Raw genomic sequence first — 271 nt, 5'->3', positions numbered from 1 at the left:
CGATGGATGAAACCAACAAGGGTAAAAGCCGGTGCAACTCCGGATCATCCAACCAAATTTAATTTCTCCGATACTAATAATTTTTATCAAACGAATATTGATAATACGGGTTAGGCCATGGTGGCAATGGTTTTCCATTATGGTTCAATACCATACTAACCCCAAATTTATTAAGAGGAGTGTTATTCAACTATGGCTAGTAACAACAACTCTAATCAACTTTTAGTACCAGGCGTCGAGCAAGCATTAAGTCAAATGAAGTATGAAATTG

1 pseudogene is annotated in these 271 nt (G+C 36.9%); it reads left to right on the top strand.

Annotated elements, in window-relative coordinates:
• Positions 1 to 192: 192 nt before the first annotated feature.
• Positions 193 to 271, top strand: a pseudogene (locus V7161_RS13420) (spore protein); the annotation flags it as partial.

The organism is Neobacillus drentensis (genome assembly GCF_036965425.1).
Classification (GTDB): Bacteria; Bacillota; Bacilli; order Bacillales; family Cytobacillaceae; genus Neobacillus; species Neobacillus drentensis_F.
This window is presented reverse-complemented; position numbering and strand designations above follow the sequence as displayed.